This is a genomic window from Pseudomonas cimarronensis, assembly GCF_049331905.1.
GTDB lineage: Bacteria > Pseudomonadota > Gammaproteobacteria > Pseudomonadales > Pseudomonadaceae > Aquipseudomonas.
This window is the reverse complement of record NZ_CP186283.1, coordinates 1815559-1838479: the sequence shown is the minus strand read 5'-3', so window position 1 is coordinate 1838479 and position 22921 is coordinate 1815559. Positions and strand designations below refer to the sequence as shown.

Here is a 22921-nt window from a genome sequence, read left to right as displayed (position 1 = left end):
TGCATACGATCTGCTGCGCGTCGGCCCTACTGCGTTAAAAACAGGCTCGGAATGCTCATGTACAACAGTACACTCCGCTTCCTCGCCTGTTTTTGCCTTGTATGGCTCTAGCTCGCAAGACCGTAAACAGGTTCTTAAACCAACAACGATCCCGCGGCGACCAAAAACCAAAACGCTAAAAAACAAAACCCCGCCTAAGCGGGGTTTTGTTTAACCGGGTGGTTACTTCTTGCCCAGTTTCTTCAGCTCTTCGTCACGCAGTTCGCGGCGCAGTATCTTGCCGACGTTGGTGGTCGGCAGTACGTCGCGGAACTCCACGGCTTTAGGCACTTTGTAGCCAGTGACGTTGGCGCGCATGTGCTCCATGACCTGTTCTTTGGTCAGGGTTTCACCCGGTTTGACCACCACGAAGATCTTGATCGCTTCGCCCGATTTCTCATCCGGCACGCCGATGGCTGCGCATTGCAATACGCCCGGCAGGGTGGCCAGCACGTCTTCCAGTTCGTTCGGGTAAACGTTGAAACCGGACACCAGAATCATGTCCTTCTTGCGGTCGACGATACGCATGTAACCGTCGTCCTGGATCACCGCGATATCGCCGGTTTTCAACCAGCCTTCAGCGTCGAGGATTTCGTCGGTGGCTTCCTGGCGCTGCCAGTAGCCTTTCATCACCTGCGGGCCTTTGACGCACAGCTCGCCAATCGAACCCAGTGGCTGCTCGACGCCTTCGTCGTTGATCACCTTGCAGACTGTCGACGGCACCGGAATACCGATGGTACCGATCTGGATATTGCTGAACGGGTTGACCGAGGCCACCGGGCTGGTTTCGGTCATGCCGAAGCCTTCACAGATCGAGCAACCGGTCACCTGCTTCCAACGCTCGGCAGTGGCCAGTTGCAGCGCCATACCGCCGGAGAAGGTGGCCTTCAGGGTGGAGAAGTCCAGCTTACGGAAGTCGTCGTTGTTGCACAGGGCAACGAACAAAGTGTTGAGGCCGACAAAGCCGGTGAACTTGTACTTGGCCAGGTCCTTGGTCATGGCCGGCAGATCACGCGGGTTGGTGATCAGCACGTTGTGCCCACCAATCAGCATCATCGCCATGCAATGGAAGGTGAAGGCGTAGATATGGTACAGCGGCAATGGCGCGATCAGCACTTCGCTGCCCTCGCTCATTTCCGAGCCCATCAGCGCCTTGACCTGCAGCATGTTGGCGATCAGGTTGCGGTGAGTGAGCATCGCGCCCTTGGCCACACCGGTGGTGCCGCCGGTGTATTGCAGCACGGCGATATCACCATTGTTCGGCGCAGCTTCCTTGACGCTCTGACCACGGCCTTTGGCCATGGCAGCGGTGAACTTGACGGCTTGCGACAGGTTGTAGGCCGGCACCATCTTCTTCACATGTTTGACCACGCTGTTGACCAGCAGGCGCTTGAGCGGCGAGAGCATGTCACCGACTTCGGTGATGATGACCGTCTTGATCCCGGTTTTCGGCAGCACTTGCTCGGCCAGGTGGGCCATGTTGGCCAGGCTGACCAGGGCCTTGGCGCCGGAGTCGTTGAATTGGTGTTCCATTTCCCGCGCGGTGTACAGCGGGTTGGTGTTGACCACCACCAGGCCGGCGCGCAGGGCACCGAAGACCACAACCGGGTATTGCAGGACGTTGGGCAGTTGCACGGCGATACGGTCGCCGGGCTGCAGATCGGTGTTTTGCTGCAGGTAAGCGGCAAAGATGCCGGACAACTCGTACAGCTCGCCGTAGGTAATGGTTTTACCCATATTGCTGAAAGCTGGCTTGTCGGCGAAGCGTTGGCAGGACTCTTTCAGTACCGCCTGGATGTTCGGGTACTGGTCAGGATTGATTTCGGCAGCAATCCCAACGGGATACTTATCCTTCCAAAAGTTTTCGGTCATGGAAGCCCACTCCTCAGCAACAGCTTGATCTTCACCGCGCGTAGACGGTTGTTTATTGTAGGTTCGCGTGATTTCTTGCGACTTGAACGACCAAAAACCACCGAAAGCAATTTCTGGCGTCGCACAGCGGAGGCTCTAGGGCCCGCTCGCCGTGGATGGTGGATCACAAAAAAGCTGCCCGAGAGTAGCAGCTTTGCCAAACAGCGACTAGCACCAATAAGCGCCGCAACGGTCACAAAAGTGACCAAGCGTTGCGCGACAGTCACTTTTCGTAGGTCGCCTGCAAATGCCGCGCTACAGGCCCTGCGCTCACATTATGCCGCCCGTCGCGGGCGGCATAATGTCCACAGAAGCAGGCGATCAGGCGATATCGCGCAACTCGCGACGCAGAATTTTGCCTACCGGGGTCATCGGCAGGGCGTCGCGGAAGACAATCTGCTTGGGCACCTTGTAACCGGTGAAATTCTCCTTGCAGTAAGCCTTCAGTTCGTCAGCGCTGAGGCTGCTGTCGCGGGCCACGACAAACAGCTTGACCACTTCCCCGGACTTCTCGTCTGGCACACCGATGGCCGCGCAACTGGCGACTTTCGGGTGGGCCATAACCACATCCTCGATCTCGTTGGGGTACACGTTGAAGCCGGAAACGATGATCATGTCCTTCTTGCGGTCGACGATACGCACAAAGCCATCCGGATCGATCACTGCCACATCACCGGTCTTGAACCAGCCTTCGGCATCCAGCACCTCAGCGGTGGCTTCCTCACGCTGCCAGTAGCCCTTCATCACCTGCGGCCCCTTGATGCACAGCTCGCCGCGCTCGCCTAGCGGCTGCTCGACGCCATCATCATCAATCACCTTGAACGCCGTACCCGGCACCGGAATACCCACCGTGCCCAGACGCGCTTTATCGCCATAAGGGTTGGTGCTGGCCACTGGCGAGGTTTCGGTCAGGCCATAGCCTTCGACCACGGTGCAACCGGTCATCGCCTGCCAGCGCTCGGCCGTGGCCTTGACTAGCGCGGTGCCACCGGAGTTGGTGACCTTGAGCTTGGAGAAATCGAGGTTCTTGAACTCGGGGTTGTCCATCAGCGCGACAAACAGCGTGTTAAGGCCCAGCAGCGCGGAGAACTGCCACTTGCCCAGTTCCTTGACGAAGCCGGGGATGTCGCGCGGGTTGGTGATCAGCACATTGTGGTTGCCGTTGACCATCATGCACATGCAGTTCGCGGTAAAGGCATAGATATGGTAGAGCGGCAGTGGCGCGATCATGATTTCCTGGCCCTGCTTCATCAGCGGAGTGCCGTCATCACCCAGCTGTGACAGGCAGGCATCAACCTGCAGCATGTTGGCCACCAGGTTACCGTGGGTGAGCATCGCGCCCTTGGCGACGCCGGTGGTGCCTCCGGTGTATTGCAGTACGGCGATGTCGTCCTGGCCGACCTTGACCGGTTTCAGCGCATGGCCCTGGCCCTGCTTGAGTGCACCCTTGAAGGCTATAGCCTGCGGCAGATGGTAGTCCGGCACCATCTTCTTGACCTTTTTCACCACGGTGTTGACCAGCCAGCCCTTGAGGCTTGGCAGCAGGTCACCCATCTTGGCTTCGATCAGGTAATCAATCTCGGTATCCGGCAGCACGTCCTGCACCAGCTTGCCGAACATGTTCAGGTACACCAGCGCACGCACGCCGGCATCCTTGAACTGATGGCGCATCTCGCGGGCGGTGTACAGCGGGTTGGTGTTGACCACAATCAGCCCGGCGCGCATGGCGCCGAACACGGCAATCGGGTACTGCAGCACGTTGGGCATCTGCACGGCGATGCGATCACCCGGTTGCAGGTCGGTGTGCTTTTGCAGGTAACCGGCAAAGGCTGCCGAGAGCCGATCCAGCTCGGCGTAGGTCAGAGTCACGCCCAGGTTGCTGAACGCCGGACGGTCGGCGAATTTCTTGCACGAGCGCTCGAACACCTCGATCACCGACTTGTAAGCCCCCAGGTCGATATCATTGGGAACGCCGGCCGGGCGTTTGTCGCTCCAGAAATCAGGCTGCATTATTTTTATCCTCTTGCCCTGAGATGGTCTGATCCGCGCTGCGGAGTTGGCTGGACGTTAACAGCTAACGCCAAACAGGCAAATAGCCGGGCAGCGTCATTGACGCACTGAATCTTGCCGCTCCCTGTGGAACTATCCTGCCGCGCCGCCTATAACCAATCTGCACCCTGCGCTGACGGCTCTCCATGCCTATCGTTCTATTCGCTGCAACTCTGCTGTTTCTCTTTGCGCAATTCGCGCAGGCCCAGCCACAACTGCGTATGGCCACCCTGGAATACCCTCCTTACAGCTCTGAACAGCTACCCAATGGCGGCAGCATCGTCGCCCTGACGCGCCGCGCCTTTGCCGTGCGCGGCCATCCGCTGCAAATCGACTTTCTGCCCTGGGCGCGAGTGCGCGTGGAGTTGGGCAACGGCAACTACCAGGGCGCCCTGGCGCTGTGGCCCAAGGAAGTGAAAGAAGAAGGCCTGCTACCCTCGCGCCCGCTGTTCTACAGCGAGCTGGGATTGTTTATCCGCGACGGCTATCCGCTGCAGTTCAACCAGCTGCAGGAACTGCGCGGCAAAACCCTGGGCATCGTGCGCGGTTACGGTTACCCGCAGCATATTCTCGACGCCGGTCTGACGCTTGAAGACGCCGTGGACGACATCAGCAACCTGCGCAAACTCAATGCCCGACGCTTCGACATAGTGCTGCTGGAACGCATCGTCGGTAACCATATGATCGCCAACGATGAGCAACTGCGCGGCAAGCTCAGCTGGCATGGCAATGTGCTGGAGCGCATCCCGTTACTGGTCGGCTTTGTTCCGGCAAAACCCGGCGAGACGGACTGGAGCGCCGTGTTTGAACAGGGCCTGCGCGACCTGCACCGCAGCGGCGAATATATGCAGATACTGCGCGAGCATAATCGTTGATCCCCGACGGACTTTGCGCCGCGCCGCGCGGGGTGCACAATGCGCAGCTTCTGCAGGCTCAAGGGATTCGCCATGCTCCACCAAGCGTTCTGGCTTAACAGCACCGATGCAGCGCCCCTCTACGTCAACCGCTGGTACGCCGAGCAGCCGCCAAAAGCGTTGCTGATGGTGGCGCACGGCATGGCCGAACACAGCGGGCGTTATGCACGCCTGGCCGAAGCGCTGGTGGCGCAGGGTTTCGAGGTCTACGCGCATGATCAGCGCGGCCACGGCAAAACCGCCGAGCACGGCCTGCTCGGCCACTATGCCGACAACAAGGGCTGGGAACTGGTGGTCAATGATCTGGCCAGCCTCAACCACCATATGCGCCAGACTCATCCGCAAGTGCCAATCTTCCTGCTCGGCCACAGCATGGGCAGCTACATCAGCCAGGCCTACCTGATGCAGCACAGCTGCAGCCTGCAAGGGGCGATTCTTTCTGGTTCCAACTACCAACCCGTGGCGCTGTATCGGGCTGGGCAACTGCTGGCGCGCTTCGAACGCTGGCGACAGGGCCCACTGGGACGCAGCGCCCTGCTGGAGTTCGTGTCATTTGGCTCGTTCAACAAGGCCTTCAAGCCGAATCGCACGGCCTTCGACTGGCTGAGCCGCGACCCGCTGGAAGTCGACAAGTACATCAACGATCCGCTGTGCGGCTTCCGCTGCAGCAACCAGCTGTGGGTTGACCTGCTGGGCGGCCTGCAACAGATCACCCCACTGGAAAACCTGGCGCAGATCGACAGCAGCCTGCCGCTGCTGGTGATCGGCGGTGCCTGTGACCCGGTCAGCGATGGCCACCGTCAGCAAGACCTGGGCAACGCCTTAAGCGCCGCCGGCAATCAGCACGTACAGGTCAAACTTTACCCCGACGCGCGCCATGAGCTGCTCAACGAGAGCAACCGCGACGAAGTCACCGCCTACATCATCGACTGGTTGCAACAGGCTCTCAGCCAACCGCGCCAGTGCCACCAACAGAGCCAAGAGAGTCATCCATGACCCAGAGCAGCAACACGCCCTACGACGCCCTCGAAGTCGGCCAGACCGCCAGCTACAGCAAAACCGTCACTGAACGCGACATCCAGCTGTTTGCCGAAGTGTCCGGCGACCACAACCCGGTGCACCTCGACGCTGAATATGCCGCCACCACCATGTTCAAGGAGCGTATCGCCCACGGCATGTTCAGCGGCGCACTGATCAGCGCCGCCGTGGCCTGCGAACTGCCAGGCCCGGGCACTATCTATATTGGCCAGAGCATGCGCTTCACCGCACCGGTGAAACTCGGTGACACCCTCACCGTGCGCCTGGAAATCCTGGAAAAACTGCCGAAGTTCCGCGTGCGCGTAGCCACCCGCGTGTTCAACCAGAACGACGAGCTGGTGGTCGATGGTGAAGCGGAAATTCTCGCCCCACGCAAAGCACAGACCGTTGAGCTGACTCAGCTGCCGCCAATCACCATCGGCTAACAACCTGCCGCGGATCGGCTGCGCGAAACGGCGCCGCAACAACCTGATCCGCTTCTAAGCTGTAAGCCCACGAGCACCGCAACAGCTGTGACGGTGCTCAGCCCCTCTACTCATCCGCGCCCAAGGCACTGCGCATCGGCGCTTCTGGAGACAACCATGTCCCTGTCCATGTACCAAGCATCCATCCCGGTGTTTACCCGCCAGCTGAACAACCTGTCGACCATCCTCGGCCTTGCCGCTGCCCATGCCGAAGAGAAAAAGATCGAGCAGAGCGTATTTCTCAATGCGCACCTGGCACCCGATATGTTCCCACTGAGCCGCCAGGTGCAGATCGCCTGTGACGGCGCCAAGGCCGGCGCAGCCCTGCTGGCGGGTGTCGACGCACCGAGCCATGCCGACGACGAAACCAGCTTTGCCGAGCTGCAGGCGCGTATCAGCAAGACCCTGGATTTCCTGGCCAGCCTGAGCGCTGCGCAGATCGACGGCAGCGAAGCGCGCACTGTGATTCTCAAACGCCGCGACAAGGAAACCCAGTTCCTGGGTCAGGCCTTCCTGCTCGATCACGTCATGCCGAACTTCTATTTCCACTACACCACCGCCTACGCCATCCTGCGCCACAACGGTGTCAGCATCGGCAAGCGCGACTTCCTCGGCACGCGCTAGCCCGTTAGCCCAGCGGACACATGAGTTGTCCGCTGGGCTTGCTTCCCCCTCCCCACACCCCGAAGGTCGTTACAAAATCGCTTTTGTCATTTAATTAAATTTAAATTTAAATTCAATTTATGACGACCTCAGACCGCCCTCTCTCGCCAACCACACCCCGCACGCCTGGCCGCCCAGCCGGCGAGCCCATCGCCCAGCGTGAGCGCCTGCTGGATGCTGCACTCCACGCATTCTCCCACCAGGGCATCGCCAACAGCAGCCTGCGTGCCATTGCCAGTGCCGCTGGCGTGACCCCCGCGTTGGTGAATTACTACTTCGGCAACAAGGAGGAACTGCTCGCGAGCGTGGTTGAAGAGCGGGTATTGCCACTGCTGATGGGGCTGGGACAAAGCTTGCGGCAGACCGACGATGAGCCCATCGAACTTGTCCGCGGATTTATCCAGGGCATGCGGGGAATCGTCGCGCAGCACCCCTGGCTCCCTCCCCTGTGGGTGCGCGAGGTGCTGTGCGAAGGCGGCGGTTTACGTGATCTGCTGATGAGCCGCCTGGCGCCCCTGCTCCCGCACATGCTTGCCGCGCGCTTCACGGCGGCTCAGCAACGCGGGGCCCTCAACCCTGACCTCGACCCGCGTTTGCTGGTGGTTTCGCTGATCGGTCTGACCCTATTCCCCTATGCGGCCGCACCGATCTGGCGCGGCTTTTTCCCCGCTGCCGAGCTGGATGATGACGCCTTGGCACGTCACACCATCGCCCTGCTCGAACACGGCCTGGAGAACCCCTATGAACGCTAGACACCTGCTACTGGCAGTTGCCCTGCTGTGCTCAGGTTGCGGCCCGCAAACGCTCGACAGCCTGCCGGGGACCCTGGAATGGGATCGCATTGCCTTGCCGGCCGAAGCCTCTGAACCGGTTATGCGCTGGCTGGTGGCCGAAGGGGATCAGGTCGCGGCAGGGGGTCTGCTGCTCGAGCTCGACCCGCGCAGGCAACAGGCCCGTGTAGCGCAGGCGCAGGCAGAGGTCGAACAGGCCAGCGCCCGCTGGCGTGAGCTAAGTAACGGTGCTCGCCTGGAAAACATTGAAGCCGCCCAGGCCGTGATGGCGCGTAACCAAGCACAACTGATCGAGAGCGAACGCAGCTTTCAGCGCATCGCCGCCCTGCAAAGACGTGGCATGGCCGCTAATGCCGAACTGGATCAGGCCCGCGCCAACCGCGACAGCGCCAGAGCCGAGCTGAACAACGCCCGCGCACAATTGGCCGAACTGACTGCCGGTGCCCGTGTGGAACAAGTGGAACAGGCCAGCGCCGCACTGGCCGCCGCCCGCGCGGTACTGCAACAGCAGCAGCTCAACCTTGAACGCCTGAGCCTGCATGCTCCGCATGCCGGTCGCGTCGATGCCCTGCCCTTCAAACCAGGTGACCAACCGCCGGCCGGAGCGACATTGGTCAGCCTGCTGGGCGGTCAAGCGCCCTATGCGCGCTTGTTTATACCGGCGTCACAACGGGCCGGGCTGGCCATTGGCGATCGGCTACGGGTGCAGGTCGAAGGCATCGCCGAACCGTTCACCGCGCGCATCCGCAGCATTGCCAGTGAGGCCAGCTTCACCCCCTACTATGCCCTGGTCGGTGATGATGCCAGTCGCCTCAGCTACCGCGCCGAAGCCGTCCTCGAAGACGATGCGGCGCGGCAGCTGCCCGCCGGATTGCCACTGCACGCCGAGCGTATTGCCCATGCCGAGGAATGATCTGGTCATTCGCGCTGAAGGCCTGAGCAAACGCTTCGGTGAGCTGCTGGCCGTCGATCAGCTCAACCTCAGCGTGCGGCGTGCCGAAGTCTTCGGTTTTCTCGGCCCGAATGGCTGCGGCAAATCCACCACCATTCGCATGCTCTGTGGCCTGCTGCTGCCCAGCGCGGGCCTTATAGAGGTACTGGGTAGCCAAATTCCCCGCGATGCCGAAGCACTGAAACGACGTATTGGCTATATGACGCAAAAGTTCTCGTTGTATGAGGACCTGAGCATCAGCGAAAACCTGGAGTTCCTTGCCGCTATTCAGGGCCTTGATCGGCGTCAGGCACGCCAGCGGATCGACGAACTGTTGCAGCGCTATTGGCTCGGCGACCGACGTAAGCAACTCGCCGGCACCCTGAGCGGCGGGCAGAAACAGCGTTTGGCGCTGGCCGGGGCCGTGCTGCACAAACCCGATCTGCTGCTACTGGATGAACCGACCAGCGCGGTCGACCCGCAGTCGCGCCGCGAGTTCTGGGACTCGCTGTTCGAGCTGGCCGATGCCGGCACCACCCTGCTGGTGTCCACTCACTACATGGACGAAGCCGAGCGCTGCACCCGCCTGGGCATTCTCGACCGCGGTCGCTTGGTTGCCGATGGCAGCCCAGGCGAGCTGATGGCCAACCTGCCCGGTCACCCCCTGTTGGTTGAATGCCACCAGCCACGCCTGGCGCAGCAAGCCCTGCAAAGACTCCCTGGCGTGCTGGCCCTGACTCAGGTTGGCAACGCCCTGCGCGTGCTGATGGCCAGTACTGCCGGCGAATCCGCCGAACAGCTGGCTGCCCACCTCAAGACTGCCGGTATCCCGGCCAGGATCACAGCGGCAGCGGCGAACCTTGAGGACGTGTTTGTCAGTGTCACTCAGCGCCCTCTTCACGCCACCCGACCTACAGCAGGTCACCCAGCATGAACCTGCGCCGCCTGGCTGCCATCGTCCTCAAGGAACTGCGCCAGCTGCGTCGCGACCGCCTGACCTTTGCCATGATTATCGGCATCCCCACCCTGCAGTTGGTGCTCTTCGGTTATGCCATCAACATGGATGTGCGCAACCTCGATGCCGCCGTTCTGGATCAGTCAAATACCGCCCGCTCGCGCGAACTGGTGGCCGCAATGGGCGCCAGCCAGGTGCTCAACCTGCGTTATTCATTAAGCTCTCCAGCGCAGCTGCAAGAACTGCTGCGCCAAGGCAAGATCAATCTCGCGCTGGTGCTGCCGAGGGATTTCGAGAGGCGTCTGGAACAGGCCGACCGCCCCGCCCTACAGATCGTGGTGGATGGTTCCGATCAGGTGGTGCAATCGGCGGCGCGCCAGCTGGCAGCCTTCCCGCTTCCCGGTCGCACGCGCAGTGACGTGAACAGCATCGAAGTGCTCAATCTGTATAACCCGCAACGCCTTGCGCCAGTCAATACAGTGCCGGGGCTGATCGGCGTGATTCTGACCATGACCATGGTGATGTTCACGGCCATTGCCCTGGTGCGCGAACGTGAGCGCGGCAACATGGAAATGCTCATCACCACGCCCATGTCACCCTGGGAGCTGACCCTGGGCAAGGTATTGCCATTTGTCGCCATCGGCTTGCTGCAGGCCAGCCTGGTGCTGCTCCTAGGCAAGCTGCTGTTTGCCGTTCCCCTGCGCGGTTCACTGGGTGAGTTGTATGTGGCGATACTGGTGTTTATCTGCGCCAGCCTGGCGCTCGGAGTGCTGGTATCGACCCTGGCCCGCAGTCAGTTTCAGGCCATGCAGATGGCCTTCTTCACGTTTCTGCCGCAGATATTGCTGTCCGGCTTCATGTTCCCGTTTGCCGGCATGCCGAAGCTCGCTCAATGGCTGGCGGAGCTATTACCGTTAACGCACTTTCTGCGCCTGGTGCGCGGCATCATGTTGCGCGGGGCCAGTCTGAGCGAGCTGTGGCCGGCGCTGGCAGCGTTGCTGTTGTTTACCCTGCTGACCCTCAGTCTCGCCGTGACCCGCGTGCGCAAACGCCTCGACTGAATGCCTGCCGTATCACTACAGGCGCGCCCACTGCCCATCCGCACGATGGGCCTGCAGGTGCGGCAGCACTGCGGCCAGCAACGGTTCCTTGAACGCATCCTGAAAGCGATGGGCCAGCCCTGGAATCAGGCGTAACTCACTGCCTTTGATATGCGCCGCCACATGCACGCCGTGCATCACCGGCAACAACGGATCCGCCGTGCCGTGCACCACCAGGGTTGGTACCTGCAAGCGGTTGAGCAGTTCAACCCGGCTTGGTTCGGCGAGAATGGCCAGCAGCTGGCGTTGCACGCCTTCCGGATTGAAAGCGCGGTCGTAGGCGATTTGCGCCTGTTCCAACAATAACTGCCGATCATCACTGACTGTCGGGCTGCCCAGCGCCGCCAGCAGATCGGCCTGCTGCTCCAGCGCCACCGTGCGGTTGGGCGCTTCACGCTTGGCCAGCAGGCTCAGCAGTTCGCTGCTCGGGGCCGGTAGCCCCTGAGCACCGGAGCTGGTCATGATCAAAGTCAGGCTCTGCACCCGCTCAGGTGCAAGGTCGGCCATGTGCTGCGCGATCATGCCGCCCATACTCGCGCCCAGCACATGCACCTGATCCACCGCTAGGGCATCCAGCAGGCCCAGGGCGTCCAGCGCCATGTCACGCAGGCCGTAAGGCGCCGCTACCGACAACCCCAGGCGATAACGTAGCGCTTCATAGGTCAGGTTGATTTCCGGTGCCGTAGCGACCCAATTGCTCAAGCCGACATCGCGGTTGTCGAAGCGGATCACCCGAAAACCCTGCTGACACAGGCGTTCGACCACCTCATCTGGCCAGTGGATCAACTGGCCACCCAGGCCCATCACCAGCAGCAACGCCGGGTCCGTGTCACGCCCGATACTCTGGTAAGCCAGGCGCACGTCTGCGACCTCGGCGGTCAGCGTTGGCACCTGAACACTGCAAGGTTGTGCGGCAAAAGCCGGCAGACCGCACAACAGTGCGACGAGAAGAATCAAATTACGCATGGCATCACCCGGCCATGGGACAGCAGAACGCAGCCCCCCATTAAGACGCGAGTGTGATGATGTTTGTACGAGCGCGCTGCCACACAAGCGTGACAGTTTGATGAAGGGAGACGAGCGGTATTTTTGCAGCCAGAAAAACCAAGCCCCCACCACAGCCGATCAGGGCCATGGCAGGGGCTTTAGCCGCACAGCACGCTGATCAGGCCAGTTCGCTACGCAGCTGACGAGCCGCCGCCACCATATTGATCAACGCCGCTTCGGTCTCCGGCCAGGCGCGGGTTTTCAGGCCGCAATCCGGGTTGACCCACAGCCGCTCGAGCGGAATACGCTGCGCAGCCTTGCGCAGCAGGTTGACCATCTCCCGGCTGTCCGGCACCCGTGGCGAGTGGATGTCATATACGCCGGGACCAATGTCGTTGGGGTAGTCGAAGCGCTCGAAGGCTTCCAGCAGCTCCATGTCCGAACGCGAGGTTTCGATGGTGATCACATCGGCATCCATGGCGGCGATGGACTCGATCACATCGTTGAACTCGCTGTAGCACATGTGGGTGTGGATCTGCGTTTCGTCACGCACACCCGAGGCGCACAGGCGGAAGGCTTCGGTGGCCCAGTTCAGGTAGCCCTGCCACTGCGCCTGACGCAGCGGCAAACCTTCACGGAAGGCGGCTTCGTCGATCTGGATGATCTTGATCCCGGCCGTTTCCAGGTCCACCACCTCGTCACGAATGGCCAGCGCCAGCTGGCGCGCCTGCTGCTCACGGGAAATATCGTCACGCGGGAAGGACCACATCAGCATGGTCACCGGACCGGTCAGCATGCCCTTCATCACCTTGCGGGTGAGGGTTTGCGCATATCCGATCCAACTCACGGTCATGGCCTTGGGCCGACTCAGATCGCCGTAGATCACCGCCGGCTTGACGCAGCGCGAGCCGTAACTCTGCACCCAGCCAAAGCGGGTAAAGGCATAGCCGTCGAGCTGCTCGGCGAAGTACTCGACCATATCGTTGCGCTCAGCCTCACCGTGCACCAGCACATCCAGGCCGAGGTTTTCCTGCACCTCGACGGCATGACGGATTTCGCTGTGCATGGCCTCGGTGTAATCCCCCGCCGACAGCTTGCCAGCCTTGAACGCCTGACGCGCCAGACGGATGGCAGCAGTCTGCGGAAACGAGCCGATGGTGGTGGTCGGCAAAATCGGCAACTGCAGGCGAGTACGCTGCTGTTCGATGCGCGTGGCAAATGGCGACTGGCGCTGGCTGTCGGCAGCGGTAATGGCTGCCAAACGCGCCTGCACCGCTGGTTTGTGGATACGTGGTGACTGCGCTCGGCTGGCCTGCACGGCGCGGCTTTGCGCCAGTGCGGTCTGCACCTGAGCATCCTGCGGGGCATTCAGGGCGGTGGTCAGCAATGCGACCTCCTCGCACTTCTGCACGGCAAAGGCCAGCCAGCTTTTCAGCTCATCATCCAGCTTGTCCTCACGGCTCAGGTCGACCGGGCTGTGCAACAGCGAGCAGCTTGGCGCCACCCACAGACGCTCGCCCAAACGTTCCTGAGCCTGCTGCAGAACCGTCAGGGCTTGCTGCAGGTCGGTGCGCCAGACGTTGCGGCCGTTGACCACACCCAGCGACAACACCTTGTACGCCGGCAAGCGGTCGAGAATGGTGGGGAACTGCTCGGGGGCACGCACCAGGTCGATATGCAGGCCATCCACCGGCAGGCTGGCGGCCAGGCCGAGGTTGTCCTCCAGGCCGGCAAAATAGGTGGCGATGAGTTTCTTGCCCGGCTCTCGCTGCAGCAGGTTGTAGGCACGCTCGAAGGCATTCTTCCAGGCTTGCGGCAGGTCCAGCACCAGAATCGGCTCATCAATCTGCACCCATTCCACGCCCTGAGCGGCCAGGCGCTGGAGGATTTCGCCGTAGACCGGCAGCAGCCGCTCCAGCAGGTCGAGACGATCAAACTCGCTGCCCTTGGCCTTGCCCAGCCACAGGTAGGTCAGCGGGCCGATCAGTACCGGTTTGACCCGATGGCCCAGAGCGTGGGCTTCTTCGACTTCCTCGAACAGTTGTTCCCAGCTCAGCTGGAACTGCTGATCGGCGGTAAATTCAGGGACCAGGTAGTGGTAGTTGGTGTCGAACCACTTGGTCATCTCCTGGGCGTGAGCCCCGCCACAACAACTGTTGCTGACGCCACGGGCCATGCCAAACAGGGTATCCAGGGTCGGCTTGCCGGTATGCGGGCGGAAGCGCTCAGGGATCACGCCGAAGGTCAGCGAGTGAGTCAGCACCTGGTCATACCAGGCGAAGTCGCCAACCGGCAGCAGGTCGATGCCCGCATCCTTCTGCAATTGCCAGTGAGCAGCACGCAGTTCGCGGCCCACTGCTTGCAGGCCGGTTTCGTCCAGTTCGCCCTTCCAATGGGCCTCCAAGGCTTTTTTCAGTTCACGGTCACGACTGATACGGGGGAAACCCAGGGAATGAGACAAGGCCATGTCAAAACGCTCCAACAGATCAATAAGATGGCGCCATTCTCGACAAGCCGTCTACGTGAGACAAACTCAATCTATTCGCCTTGATCTATAGTTTTACTCATGTTCTGCTAAGCCAACTACCTGTAGGAGCGAGCTTGCTCGCGATGCTTCCAACAAACCTGATCGCGGGCATGGCCCGCTCCTACACACAGCAGATCTGCGAGACACCTGAGGCCCGCCATGCTCGAATTGCGCCACCTGAAAACCCTGCACGCCCTGCGCGAAAGTGAAAGCCTGGTGGACGCCGCCGAGCGCCTGCACCTGACGCAATCGGCGCTGTCGCATCAGTTCAAGGAGCTGGAAGAGCGCCTGGGCATGCCGCTGTTCGTGCGCAAAACCAAGCCGGTGCGCTTCACCAGCGCCGGCCTGCGCCTGTTGCAGCTGTCCGACACGGTATTGCCGCTGCTACGCAGTGCCGAGCGTGACCTGGCGCGCCTGGCTGGCGGCACTGCCGGGCGCCTGCATATGGCCATCGAGTGCCACAGCTGCTTCCAGTGGCTGATGCCGACCATCGACCAGTTCCGCGATGCCTGGCCGGAAGTGGAGCTGGACCTGGCCTCGGGCTTCTCCTTCGCCCCGTTGCCTGCGCTGGCGCGCGGTGATCTGGATCTGGTGGTGACCAGCGACCCATTGGAACTGGCCGGTATCACCTATGTGCCGCTGTTTACCTACGAAGCCATGCTGGCGGTAGCCAACCAGCATCCGCTGGCGAGCAAACCGTGCATCAAGCCGCAGGACCTGGCCACGGAAACCCTGATCACCTACCCGGTGGAGCGCGATCGCCTGGATATCTTCACCCGTTTTCTCGAACCGGCGGATGTCGAGCCAGCCCAGGTGCGCACCTCTGAGCTGACGGTGATGATGATGCAACTGGTGGCCAGCGGCCGTGGCGTGTGCGGCCTGCCCAACTGGGCGCTGCACGAGTACAGCTCGCGCGGCTACGTGACCGCCAAACGCCTGGGCGACAAGGGCCTGTTCGCTACCCTGTACGCCGGCATCCGCACCGATATGCTGGATGCGCCGTTTATGCGCGACTTTCTGCTGACCGCCAAGGACACCTCCTTCGCCAATCTGGAAGGCGTCAGTGTGGCGCGCGGCTAGACTCGAATAACCCGCGAGCTGAATATCGAGCATTGCATGCGTTGTTTGCTTTCCGTTTTGCTGCTCTGGGCTGGCCTCTGCCAGCCACTGCATAGCCAGGAAAAAATCCGCATTGCCATCGGCGAATGGCCGCCCTTTATCGGTGCGGCGCTGCCGCACTATGGCGTGGTGCCGCAGTTGATCAGCGAAGCCTTTGCCACCCAGGGCGTCAGCGTGGAATACGGCTTTTTCCCCTGGAAGCGCGCCTACACGGAGGTCAAGCAAGGTCGCTGGCAAGCTTCGGCCATCTGGGGCCGCACGCCGGAGCGCGAGGCCGACTGCCTGTTTTCCGCCGTGGTGTACCGCGATGAAGTGGTGCTGTTCTACCGCCGCGACAGGCCGATTGACTGGGATGGCAGCCTCGCCGCAGCCGAGCAACTAAAAGGCCTGCGCATCGGCATTCCGCTGGGTTCGGCGAAACAGCCTGTGCTGGAACAAGCCGAGCAGCGCGGCTGGGTGCAGTACGAAGCCAGCGGAGATGAGCTGATCAACCTGCGCAAGCTGGCCGCCGGGCGTATCGATGCGGTGGATATCGTCAAAGGCTCAGGCAGCTATGTGCTCAATCAGCTCAGCGCCAAGGAGCGCGCCCGCCTGACCACCACACAAACCTATGAGACCTGGGACTACCACCTGATCTTCTCCCGCCCACTGCCCGAGAGCGAACGCCTGCAACAACTCTTCGATCAGGGCCTGCGCGAGCTGCAAAACAGCGGCCGTCATGCGCAACTCTGGCAATCGTTCAGCACCCCGCCCCATCCCTGAAACCCAACCCCATCAAGCCACGGCAAAGCCTGTTACAACTGCCGACTTGCCCAAGCGTGACCAACAGTCATAGCATGACCGCCGGTCACAGCCTTCGATTAATGCCCATGCGCTACCAAGATCAACTCTTCGAACAACGCGAGAACGCCCTCCTCGACGCGGCCCGTCAGCTGTTTGCCGAGCAGCCCTGGGACCGCGTGACCATTGCCGAAGTGGCGCTTGCCGCTGGCATCGGCAAAGGCACGGTGTACAAGCACTTCCCCAGCAAGGAAGCACTGTATGCGCGCCTGGTGCTTGATCTGAGCAGCGCCAACCTGCTGGAACTGCGCCAGCTGCATGCCGCCAGCCCGCCGCAGGACGCCATGCGCCGGGTCATTCGTCGCGCCTTCGAGCAGATGCTGAGCAACCCGATCCAGGCGCAGCTGTGCCTGCACTGCGACCGCCCGGAGTTTCAGGAGCGCCTGGAAACCCCGTACCGCCAGCAGTTCCTCGATATAGAACGCGAATTCCAGCTGTTCTTCAGCGACATGCTCAGTGTGGCCCTGAACAACCAGGCGCTGAGCCAGGCCGAATGCCAGAACCTGCTGTGGGGCGTGGAAGCCTGCGTCAACGGGGTGATGGCGCGTATCGCCTCCGGCGGCTTCGCTCACTGGGCCGAACCGATTGCCCTGGATGAGTACTTCGCCCGCGTCACCGATTTCATCATTGCCGGCCTGCGCACTCAGGCCGCCGACTTACTTGCTCAACCCCATCGCCACGAGTAACCACCATGTTCAGTCAGCTGTCCAAACGCCCCTGGTTGATCGCCGTCGCCATCAGCCTGCTGCTCCTGCTCTGGCTGTTCAGCGGCTCGCTGTTCAAGGCCCAGGAAACTGCCAGCGCCGATGCGCCTGCGGAAGAAAAGGGTCTAACCAAGGTTGAAGTGCAGTGGCTGGAAGCCAGCCCAATGCAGCGCCAGCACGTGGTGCAAGGGCAGATTGAAGCCTGGCGCCGGGTCGAGTTGCGCTCGCAGGTCAGCGGTACGGTAACGCGCCTGGATCAGGACAAGGGCAACCGCGTGGCCGCCGAGCAACTGCTGCTGAGCCTGTCAGCCGATGACCGCCCAGCCCAGGTGGCGCGCAGCGAGGCCGACGTGCGTCAGCGCGAGAGCGACGTGAGTGCAGCCAAACGCCTGCGCGAACGCAGCCTGATCTCAGCCAACGAGCTGCTGCGCCTGGAAAGCGAACTGGCCAAGGCGCGCGCCGAGCTCGACAGCGCTCGCCTGCAGCTGCGCAACACACGGATCAGCGCGCCGTTTGCCGGGGTGTATGACCAGCGCATGGTTGAACTGGGCGATTTCGTCCAGCCCGGGCAAAGCCTGCTGACCCTGGTGGACATCAGCCAGCTCAAGGTTAGCGCGCAGATCGCCCAGCAGGAAGTCACCCAGCTCAAGCTAGGTCAGCCGGTGAAGGTTGAACTGCTCGACGGCCGCGAATTGCAGGGCGAGCTGCACTTTATCGCCGCGGCCGCCGACCCTGGCTCACGCAGCTTCCGCATCGAGGTCAAGGTCGATAACCCGCAGGCCCTGCGCCTGGCGGGTGCCAGCGCGACCCTGCATGTACAGACCGGTGAAGCCCTGGCTCATCGCCTGTCGCCTGCCCTGCTGAGCCTGGATAAAGCCGGTCGGCATGGCGTCAAGTGGGTGAATGAACAGCAACAGGTAGAGTTCACTCCGGTGCAATTGATCAGCGTCGACAACCAGGGCGCCTGGGTCAGCGGCCTGCCCAACAAGGTGGCTTTGATCACCCTCGGCCAGGGCTTTGTCGAGCCGGGGCAACAGGTGATCAGCCAGCTGGCCAAAGGGGGTAGCTGATATGCACGGCCTGATCGCTGCGGCGCTGGATCGCAGCCGCACCAGCCTGCTGGTGCTGCTATTTCTTATGCTGGGCGGCCTGACGGCGTATTTCGCCATCCCCAAGGAAGCCAACCCGGATGTCAGCATCCCGATCATCTATGTCTCGGTAACCCTCGAAGGTATCAGCCCGGAAGACGCCGAACGCCTGCTGGTACGGCCCCTGGAGCAGGAGCTGCGCAGCCTCGAAGGAGTCAAGGAAATGCGTTCCATGGCCAGCGAAGGCCATGCCTCGGTAACCATGGAGTTCGATGCTGGCTTCAACGCCAAACTGGCCCTCGCCGATGTGCGTGAGAAGGTCGATACCGCCCGCAGCAAGCTGCCGGAAGAAGCCGAGGAGCCCACGGTCAATGAAGTCAACGTGGCGCTGTTTCCGGTGTTGTCGATTGGCCTGTCCGGGCCGATAGCCGAAACCGAACTGGTGTATATCGCCCGTCGCTTGAAGGAAAACGTCGAAGGCATCGCCGAGGTGCTCTCGGTGGAAATCGGCGGCGACCGCGAAGACCTGCTGGAAATCGTCGTAGACCCACAGGTGCTCGACAGCTACGGCATTGATTACAACGAGCTGTTCAACCTGGTCAGCCGCAACAACCGCCTGGTCGCGGCCGGCAGCCTGGACACCGGTGCCGGGCGCATGAGCATGAAAGTGCCCGGGGTGATCGAAAACCTCGAAGACGTGCTGTCCATGCCGATCAAGGTGGTCGGCGACAGTGTGGTGACCTTCGGCGACGTTGCCACCATTCACCGCACCTTCAAGGACCCCACCGGTTACGCACGGATCAATGGCCAGCCAGCGGTGGTGCTGGAGGTGTCCAAGCGCAGCGGCGCCAACATCATCGACACCATCGAGCAGGTCAAGGCGCTGATGGTCAAAGCCCAGCCGCTGCTGCCCGAAGGCCTCAAGGTCAGCTACATCATGGATCAGTCGCAGCAGGTGCAGAGCATGCTCAGCGACCTGCTCAACAACGTGATGACCGCCATCGTGCTGGTGCTGATTCTGGTGGTGGCGAGCATGGGCATGCGCTCGGCGCTATTAGTCGGGCTGACCATTCCGGGGGCTTTTCTGACCGGCATCCTGTTGATCTGGATGCTTGGTTTCACCCTGAATATCGTCGTGCTGTTCAGCCTGATTCTGGTCGCCGGCATGCTGGTGGACGGCGCCATCGTCGTCTCCGAGCTGGCCGACCGTTATCTGCATCAAGGACAAACGCCGCGCCAGGCCTGGGCCAATGCCGCCACGCGGATGGCCTGGCCGGTAATCGCCTCCACCGCCACCACCCTGGTGGTGTTTCTGCCGCTGTTGTTCTGGCCGGGTGTGGTCGGCCAGTTTATGAAATACCTGCCGGCCACGGTGATCGTCTGCCTGCTCGCTTCGCTGGCCATGGCCCTGGTGTTTCTGCCGGTACTCGGCGCGGTCACTGGCGGCCAACCGCTGCCGCAAGCCACCCAGCCTGGCCGTGGCGCCGTTGGCTATCGCCGCCTGCTCGCTACCTTGCTGAAACGCCCTGGTCTGACCTTGCTGGGCATGCTTGCGCTGATTGCGCTGATCTACACCGCCTATGGCCGTTTCAACCATGGCGTGGAGTTCTTCCCCGAAGTCGAGCCGGAGAACGCGCAGATCTGGTTGCGCGCCCGGGGCGATCTGTCGGTGCAGGAAAAAGACGCCCTGCTGCAACAGGTGGAGAAACGCCTGCTCGGCATGAGCGAGGTCAAGGCCCTGTACGCCCGTTCCCTGGCGCAACCGGATGGCCAGCTCGGTGCGGACGTGATCGGCACCCTGCAGTTCCAGTTCGTCGAATGGCATGAGCGGCGTTCAGCCGGCAAGATTCTCGCCGACATGAGCGCGCGCACCGCCGATATTCCAGGCATCGTTCTGGAGTTTCGCAAGCAGGAGGAAGGCCCGAGCAGCGGCAAGCCGGTGAAATTGCAGATCAGCTCGCTGGACCCGACCAAGGCCGATCAGCTGATCGAACAGGTACGCGGCAACATGCAGCGTCTGGGCGGGTTCAAGGATATCGAGGATGATCGCGCCCTGCCGGGCATCGAATGGCGGATCAAGGTCGACCGCGAAGCAGCTGCGCGTTTCGGCGCGGATGTGCTGAGCGTGGGCAATGCCGTGCAGATGGTCACCAACGGTCTGAAACTGGCCACCTACCGCCCGGAAGACGCCACCGATGAAGTGGATATCCGCGTGCGCCTGCCAGCCAACTGGCGCTCCCTCGACCAGCTTGGCCGGCTGACCCTGAACACCCCGGCCGGGCAGATCCCGCTGAGCAACTTCGTCTCGCTGCAACAGGCGCCCAAAGTCGGCACCCTGCGCCGGGTCGACGGCAACCGCACCATCACCCTGCAAGCCGACATCGCCGAAGGCGCACGCCTGGACGAACGCCTGCAAGCCCTGCGCAAGGCCATGGGTGAGGTGCCCGTTGATGTGCAGGTGAAGTTCGCCGGCGAGGACGCCGACCAGCGTGAAGCGGCAACCTTCCTCGGTACGGCCTTTGTGGTGGCGATCTTCCTGATGTTTATCATCCTGGTGACCCAGTTCAACAGTATCTATCAGTCGCTACTAGTGCTCTCGGCCATCGTGCTGTCCACTGCGGGAGTGCTGATGGGCCTGCTGGTCAACGGCCAGTCGTTCGGCATCGTCATGGTCGGCATGGGCCTGATCGCCCTGGCGGGCATTGTGGTGAACAACAACATCATCCTCATCGACACCTACAACCAGCTGCGCCGCCAGGGCCTGGAGCCGCGTGAGGCGGCGCTGGAAACCGGCAGCCTGCGCCTGCGCCCGGTGCTGCTCACCGCCGTGACCACGGTGCTCGGGCTGGTGCCGATGGTAATCGGGGTCAACGTCGATCTGCTCACCCCAAGCCTCGGCTTGGGTGCGCCGTCGACCCAATGGTGGACCCAGCTGTCCAGCGCGATTGCCGGTGGCCTGACCTTTGCCACCGTGTTGACCCTGCTGTTGACGCCGTGCCTGCTGGTGCTTGGCTCGCGCTTCGAACGTCGCCCGCCGCCGCTGGAAACCTTCGACGACGACCTGCTCGACTTGCCGGAGCACCTACTGGCCAGTGCCACCGGTAAGGTTGAACTGCAACGTACGCCCTGAGCTGTTCGCCCAGGCCAGCAATGGCCTGGGCAATGGTGCCCCCAACGAAAGCCTGGACTGCCGATTGCGACTGGGTAGTCGGTCAAACAGCCCGTACACTCGGCGCATTATTGTCGAGGGCCCACCATGCGCACGCTTTATCAGTTCCCGATTTCCCACTACTGCGAGAAAACCCGCTGGCACCTGGATCACAAGGGCCTCGACTTTCAGGTCGACAACCTCTTCCCCGGCCTGCATCGGCTGAAAAGCAAGCGCCTGGCCAATATCGTCACCCTGCCGATCCTCAAGGACGGCGACAAGACGATCGGTGACTCCACCGAGATCGCCCTGTACCTGGAACAACACTATCCCGAGCGCCCGTTACTGCCTGCCGATGCCGCGCAACGGGCCGAGGTGCTGGAGCTGGAAGCGCATTTCGACCACATGGGCGTGCATGTGCGCCGCTGGTTGTATGGCCAGATCAAGCAATGGGATTCGGTGATGCACGCCATGCTCAAGGTCTACCGCCCGCTGCTGGGTTTGCGCGACCTGATGAAACCGGTGCTGATCAATGGCGTACAGCGCCTGTACGGGGTAACGCCGCCGCGTGTGGCGAAATCCCAGGCTGAACTGCTTGAAGGTCTGGCACTGATCGAGTCGCGTATCCACGGCGATCCATCACGCTACCTGGTCGGCGAACAACTGACCCTGGCCGACATCAGCGCCGCCGCGCTGTTCGCCCCGCTGTTCACCCCCGCCGGCACACCATGGGAAGGCATTGTCGGGCACGATGCCAGGACCCAGGCCTTCCTCGATGAGCTGCACGCCCACCCGGCCGGTCAGTGGGTGATGCGCCGCTATGCCGAGGACCGCCAGCGTCGCGTCTGATTCAGCTTCAGTTGCGCTCGGAACTGAGCAGCATCAACAGTGACACCGGCTGCTCACTCTCCGGGTGCAACGGCTCCTGCAGCCACTGCAAACGCCAGCCGGTTTCACTGAATAACGCCAGCCAGGACTCCAGCGTGCGGAAGAACCAGGGCATCGGCTGAGCAAAACCCTCACCGAAGCCGGCAAAGGTTTCCACCCGCCAACCGTCGCGATAGCTCGCGTCGTTGCAGGCCCGCCAGGGATGCAACGTCTGGATCAGCAGTCGGCCGCCCTCCGCCAGCAAACCATGCAAGGCATTCAGCGTCGGCGCCAGGGGTTCTTCCAGCAGGGCAAAGTTGCATACCAGCGTATCGAAACGGCCCAGCAACTCGGCCTGGCTTTCCAGCTCGGCATAACCACACACGCGGTACTGCGACGTACCCGCCGCAGCCTGCTGCGCCACGGCAATCAGCGGCGCGGAAGCATCCACACCAACCGCCTCGATGCCATGCTCGACCAACCCACGGCACAGCCAGCCCTCGCCACAGCCCAGATCCAGCACGCGTTGCGGCGCCAGAGCCAAAAGCGCCTGGACGATAGCGGCATCGGTGACCAGCCGCCGACTCTCGATGCGCTGTTCACGTACGGCGGCGGTCCAGGCATCGGCATTGGCCTGCCAGCTAAGGTTGAGTTGCTCCCGATGGTCGCGCTGCATAGCTCTCTCGCCGCCTGTTCAATCGTCCGTAATGCCCACCGGCCTGCACAGCTGCAGCCGCTGCTAATCCTGCACCTGTTCGTCTCCGCGCGCATTGCCACTGATCACTT

19 protein-coding genes are annotated in these 22921 nt (G+C 62.0%); 14 read left to right on the top strand and 5 right to left on the bottom strand.

What is annotated here, in order from left to right:
- Positions 1-222: 222 nt before the first annotated feature.
- Together fadD1 and fadD2 are read right to left on the bottom strand one after the other, a co-directional pair.
- On the bottom strand, positions 223-1911 hold the full coding sequence (fadD1, locus tag ACOCLD_RS08530; RefSeq protein WP_422911577.1) for a long-chain-fatty-acid--CoA ligase FadD1: 1689 nt from the start codon (positions 1909-1911) through the stop codon (positions 223-225).
- Between the two features lie 360 nt (positions 1912-2271).
- Complete coding sequence (fadD2, locus tag ACOCLD_RS08525; RefSeq protein ID WP_422911576.1) at positions 2272-3960, bottom strand: long-chain-fatty-acid--CoA ligase FadD2; 1689 nt, start codon at positions 3958-3960, stop codon at positions 2272-2274.
- A 185-nt stretch (positions 3961-4145) separates the two neighbouring features.
- Between fadD2 and ACOCLD_RS08520 the strand changes: the two genes are divergently transcribed.
- From ACOCLD_RS08520 to ACOCLD_RS08485, 8 genes are all read left to right on the top strand, one after another.
- Complete coding sequence (locus ACOCLD_RS08520; RefSeq protein ID WP_422911575.1) at positions 4146-4874, top strand: substrate-binding periplasmic protein; 729 nt, start codon at positions 4146-4148, stop codon at positions 4872-4874.
- 72 nt (positions 4875-4946) lie between these two features.
- Complete coding sequence (locus ACOCLD_RS08515) at positions 4947-5909, top strand: lysophospholipase (protein ID WP_422911574.1); 963 nt, start codon at positions 4947-4949, stop codon at positions 5907-5909.
- Positions 5906-6376 carry a MaoC family dehydratase gene (locus tag ACOCLD_RS08510; protein WP_257777936.1) on the top strand — a complete coding sequence of 157 codons (471 nt, stop codon included), beginning with the start codon at positions 5906-5908 and terminating at the stop codon, positions 6374-6376. Before ACOCLD_RS08515 ends, ACOCLD_RS08510 begins: the two co-directional genes overlap by 4 nt.
- A gap of 156 nt (positions 6377-6532) precedes the next feature.
- The gene (locus ACOCLD_RS08505; protein WP_422911573.1) at positions 6533-7039 is read left to right on the top strand and encodes a DUF1993 domain-containing protein; all 507 of its coding nucleotides are present in this window, start codon (positions 6533-6535) and stop codon (positions 7037-7039) included.
- Between the two features lie 119 nt (positions 7040-7158).
- Complete coding sequence (locus ACOCLD_RS08500) at positions 7159-7830, top strand: TetR/AcrR family transcriptional regulator (RefSeq protein WP_422911572.1); 672 nt, start codon at positions 7159-7161, stop codon at positions 7828-7830.
- Positions 7820-8782 (top strand): HlyD family secretion protein, encoded by a 963-nt coding sequence (locus ACOCLD_RS08495; protein ID WP_422911571.1) that lies wholly within the window; start codon positions 7820-7822, stop codon positions 8780-8782. The genes ACOCLD_RS08500 and ACOCLD_RS08495 overlap by 11 nt, the downstream gene beginning before the upstream one ends.
- Positions 8769-9734 carry an ABC transporter ATP-binding protein gene (locus tag ACOCLD_RS08490; protein ID WP_422911570.1) on the top strand — a complete coding sequence of 322 codons (966 nt, stop codon included), beginning with the start codon at positions 8769-8771 and terminating at the stop codon, positions 9732-9734. Before ACOCLD_RS08495 ends, ACOCLD_RS08490 begins: the two co-directional genes overlap by 14 nt.
- Entirely contained in the window at positions 9731-10816 is a 1086-nt protein-coding gene (locus ACOCLD_RS08485) for an ABC transporter permease (RefSeq protein WP_422911569.1), read from the top strand. Before ACOCLD_RS08490 ends, ACOCLD_RS08485 begins: the two co-directional genes overlap by 4 nt.
- A 15-nt stretch (positions 10817-10831) precedes the next feature.
- Here the strand turns inward: ACOCLD_RS08485 and ACOCLD_RS08480 are convergent, their stop codons facing one another.
- A complete protein-coding gene (locus tag ACOCLD_RS08480) occupies positions 10832-11821 on the bottom strand; it encodes an alpha/beta fold hydrolase (protein WP_422911568.1) in 990 nt (329 codons plus the stop codon).
- A 199-nt stretch (positions 11822-12020) separates the two neighbouring features.
- The gene (metE, locus tag ACOCLD_RS08475; protein WP_422911567.1) at positions 12021-14309 is read right to left on the bottom strand and encodes a 5-methyltetrahydropteroyltriglutamate--homocysteine S-methyltransferase; all 2289 of its coding nucleotides are present in this window, start codon (positions 14307-14309) and stop codon (positions 12021-12023) included.
- 219 nt (positions 14310-14528) lie between these two features.
- On the opposite strand from metE, the gene metR reads away from it, so the two are divergent.
- From metR to ACOCLD_RS08445, 6 genes are all read left to right on the top strand, one after another.
- Positions 14529-15449, top strand: a complete 921-nt coding sequence (metR, locus tag ACOCLD_RS08470) for a transcriptional regulator MetR (protein WP_233684071.1) — start codon at positions 14529-14531, stop codon at positions 15447-15449.
- A 36-nt stretch (positions 15450-15485) separates the two neighbouring features.
- Positions 15486-16250, top strand: coding sequence for a substrate-binding periplasmic protein (locus ACOCLD_RS08465; RefSeq protein WP_422911566.1), 765 nt, complete (start codon positions 15486-15488; stop codon positions 16248-16250).
- 107 nt (positions 16251-16357) lie between these two features.
- Positions 16358-17014, top strand: a complete 657-nt coding sequence (locus ACOCLD_RS08460; RefSeq protein ID WP_422911565.1) for a TetR/AcrR family transcriptional regulator — start codon at positions 16358-16360, stop codon at positions 17012-17014.
- Positions 17015-17019: 5 nt separating this feature from the next.
- Complete coding sequence (locus tag ACOCLD_RS08455; RefSeq protein WP_422911564.1) at positions 17020-18102, top strand: efflux RND transporter periplasmic adaptor subunit; 1083 nt, start codon at positions 17020-17022, stop codon at positions 18100-18102.
- A 1-nt stretch (position 18103) separates the two neighbouring features.
- A complete protein-coding gene (locus ACOCLD_RS08450; protein WP_422911563.1) occupies positions 18104-21250 on the top strand; it encodes an efflux RND transporter permease subunit in 3147 nt (1048 codons plus the stop codon).
- Between the two features lie 126 nt (positions 21251-21376).
- A complete protein-coding gene (locus ACOCLD_RS08445) occupies positions 21377-22117 on the top strand; it encodes a glutathione S-transferase family protein (protein WP_422911562.1) in 741 nt (246 codons plus the stop codon).
- A gap of 7 nt (positions 22118-22124) precedes the next feature.
- Here the strand turns inward: ACOCLD_RS08445 and ACOCLD_RS08440 are convergent, their stop codons facing one another.
- The gene (locus ACOCLD_RS08440) at positions 22125-22811 is read right to left on the bottom strand and encodes a class I SAM-dependent methyltransferase (protein WP_257777923.1); all 687 of its coding nucleotides are present in this window, start codon (positions 22809-22811) and stop codon (positions 22125-22127) included.
- Positions 22812-22921 lie beyond the last annotated feature (110 nt).

Bases quoted from the DNA above. Each gene is read 5' to 3' on its own strand.
- ACOCLD_RS08455 (WP_422911564.1), top strand. From the start codon at position 17,020: ATGTTCAGTCAGCTGTCCAAACGCCCCTGGTTGATCGCCGTCGCCATC.
- ACOCLD_RS08510 (WP_257777936.1), top strand. From the start codon at position 5,906: ATGACCCAGAGCAGCAACACGCCCTACGACGCCCTCGAAGTCGGCCAG.
- ACOCLD_RS08500 (WP_422911572.1), top strand. From the start codon at position 7,159: ATGACGACCTCAGACCGCCCTCTCTCGCCAACCACACCCCGCACGCCT.
- ACOCLD_RS08490 (WP_422911570.1), top strand. From the start codon at position 8,769: ATGCCGAGGAATGATCTGGTCATTCGCGCTGAAGGCCTGAGCAAACGC.
- ACOCLD_RS08465 (WP_422911566.1), top strand. From the start codon at position 15,486: ATGCGTTGTTTGCTTTCCGTTTTGCTGCTCTGGGCTGGCCTCTGCCAG.
- fadD1 (WP_422911577.1), bottom strand. From the start codon at position 1,911: ATGACCGAAAACTTTTGGAAGGATAAGTATCCCGTTGGGATTGCTGCC.
- ACOCLD_RS08480 (WP_422911568.1), bottom strand. From the start codon at position 11,821: ATGCGTAATTTGATTCTTCTCGTCGCACTGTTGTGCGGTCTGCCGGCT.
- ACOCLD_RS08520 (WP_422911575.1), top strand. From the start codon at position 4,146: ATGCCTATCGTTCTATTCGCTGCAACTCTGCTGTTTCTCTTTGCGCAA.
- fadD2 (WP_422911576.1), bottom strand. From the start codon at position 3,960: ATGCAGCCTGATTTCTGGAGCGACAAACGCCCGGCCGGCGTTCCCAAT.
- ACOCLD_RS08440 (WP_257777923.1), bottom strand. From the start codon at position 22,811: ATGCAGCGCGACCATCGGGAGCAACTCAACCTTAGCTGGCAGGCCAAT.
- metE (WP_422911567.1), bottom strand. From the start codon at position 14,309: ATGGCCTTGTCTCATTCCCTGGGTTTCCCCCGTATCAGTCGTGACCGT.
- ACOCLD_RS08515 (WP_422911574.1), top strand. From the start codon at position 4,947: ATGCTCCACCAAGCGTTCTGGCTTAACAGCACCGATGCAGCGCCCCTC.
- ACOCLD_RS08445 (WP_422911562.1), top strand. From the start codon at position 21,377: ATGCGCACGCTTTATCAGTTCCCGATTTCCCACTACTGCGAGAAAACC.
- ACOCLD_RS08460 (WP_422911565.1), top strand. From the start codon at position 16,358: ATGCGCTACCAAGATCAACTCTTCGAACAACGCGAGAACGCCCTCCTC.
- ACOCLD_RS08505 (WP_422911573.1), top strand. From the start codon at position 6,533: ATGTCCCTGTCCATGTACCAAGCATCCATCCCGGTGTTTACCCGCCAG.
- ACOCLD_RS08485 (WP_422911569.1), top strand. From the start codon at position 9,731: ATGAACCTGCGCCGCCTGGCTGCCATCGTCCTCAAGGAACTGCGCCAG.
- ACOCLD_RS08495 (WP_422911571.1), top strand. From the start codon at position 7,820: ATGAACGCTAGACACCTGCTACTGGCAGTTGCCCTGCTGTGCTCAGGT.
- ACOCLD_RS08450 (WP_422911563.1), top strand. From the start codon at position 18,104: ATGCACGGCCTGATCGCTGCGGCGCTGGATCGCAGCCGCACCAGCCTG.
- metR (WP_233684071.1), top strand. From the start codon at position 14,529: ATGCTCGAATTGCGCCACCTGAAAACCCTGCACGCCCTGCGCGAAAGT.